At 73.0% G+C, this 1,650-nt stretch carries 3 protein-coding genes; all 3 read left to right on the top strand.

Features of this window, described 5'->3' with window-relative positions; all coding sequences use genetic code 11:
- Positions 1–586, top strand: a 586-nt coding sequence (locus MCM47_RS40325; RefSeq protein WP_238951791.1) for an RDD family protein, incomplete at its 5' end; no start/stop codon positions are given.
- Between the two features lie 52 nt (positions 587–638).
- Entirely contained in the window at positions 639–992 is a 354-nt protein-coding gene (locus tag MCM47_RS40330) for a histidine triad nucleotide-binding protein (RefSeq protein WP_238951792.1), read from the top strand.
- 2 nt (positions 993–994) lie between these two features.
- On the top strand, positions 995–1,650 hold a 656-nt coding region (locus MCM47_RS40335; protein WP_238951793.1), incomplete at its 3' end, for an MBL fold metallo-hydrolase.

Consider the following 1,650-nt stretch of genomic DNA (forward strand, 5'->3'; position numbering starts at 1 on the left):
CGGGCAGGCCCAGCCGTACGGGCCCCCGCAGCAGTACGGGCAGGTGCCGCCGCCGGCCCAGCCGTACGGGCACCCGCAGCAGTACCCGCAGGCCCAGCCCTACGGCCACCCGCAGCAGCCCTACGGGCAGGAGCCGCAGCAGCCGTCCTACGCCCGGGTGCCCCGGCCGAAGGAGGCGAGCGGCTTCCGCCGCTACCCGGCGATCCTCCTCGACTGGCTGCTCGCCGTCGTCCTGGGCGTCATCGCCGCCAAGGCCGTCGGCGGTCCGAAGAGCGACCACCCCGGCTCCTACTTCATGGCCCTGCTCGCCGTCGGCTTCGGCGTCTCCTACGTCAACCAGGTGCTGTTCGCCCGGCTCACCGGCTTCAGCGTGGGCAAGGGGCTGATGGCGCTCCGGGTGATCCGCAAGAAGGACGGCAGCCGCCCGCACACCTGGCGGCTCACCAAGCGCTGGGCGATCGGCTTCGTGATCATCGCGGTCTCGCTGATCACCGAGGACTTCGAGGACGAGGAGGTCTTCGGCGTCCGCGTGGTGCGCTGGAAGCATCTGAGCGAGTACCAGCAGGCCAGGGCGCGGCTCGGCTAGCATGCGGCCGTACGCCCCGACCGACACCGTGCGACACCGCGAGGAGACCCCGATGGCCGGCGAGCCGCAGCCCGACTGCCTGTTCTGCAAGATCGTGGCGGGCGAGGTCCCGGCCACCGTGGTGCGCAAGACCGAGCGCACCGTCGCCTTCCGCGACATCGCCCCGAAGGCCCCGACCCACGTCCTGGTCATCCCGCACGTCCACTACCCGAACGCCGCCGCGCTGGCCGCGGCCGAACCGGAGATCGCCGGCGAGCTGCTCGCCGAGGCCGGCCGGGTCGCCGAGGACGAGGGCATCCAGGACTACCGTCTGATCTTCAACACCGGTGCCGGCGCAGGGCAGACCATCTTCCACGCACACGTCCACGTGCTCGGCGGCGTCCCGATGAACGAGCGCATGGTCTGACCGTGTCACAGCGCGAACTCGTCGTCCTCGGCACCGCCAGCCAGGTGCCGACCCGGCACCGCAACCACAACGGCTACCTGCTGCGCTGGGACGGCGAGGGCCTGCTGTTCGACCCCGGCGAGGGCACCCAGCGGCAGATGCTGCACGCCGGGGTCTCCGCCACCCAGCTGACCCGGATCGCGGTCACGCACTTCCACGGCGACCACAGCCTGGGCCTCGCCGGGGTGATCCAGCGGATCAACCTGGACCGGGTGCCGCACCCGGTGGACGTCTACTTCCCGGCCTCCGGGGAGGTCTACTTCGAACGGCTGCGGCACGCCACCGCCTTCCACGAGACGGCCGTGCTGCGCCCCCGCCCGATCGAGGAGCCCGGCCCGCTGCCGGCCCCCGGCGCCCGCTTCGCGCTGGACGCCGTCCGGCTCTCGCACCCGGTCGAGTCCTTCGGCTACCGGCTCACCGAGCCCGACGGCCGCCGGCTGGTGCCCGAGCGGCTCGCCGCCCTCGGCATCGCCGGCCCGGACGTCGGCCGGCTGCAGCACCTCGGGGCGATCGAGGTGGACGGCCGGCGGATCACCCTGGACCAGGTCAGCGAGCCCCGGCCCGGCCAGAGCTTCGCCTTCGTGATGGACACCCGGCTCTGCGAGGGCGTCCACGAGCT

Source organism: Kitasatospora sp. A2-31, assembly GCF_022288725.1.
GTDB lineage: Bacteria > Actinomycetota > Actinomycetes > Streptomycetales > Streptomycetaceae > Kitasatospora.

Excerpts from the sequence above, each read along its gene's own strand:
- MCM47_RS40330 (WP_238951792.1), top strand. The coding sequence starts at position 639 with ATGGCCGGCGAGCCGCAGCCCGACTGCCTGTTCTGCAAGATCGTGGCG.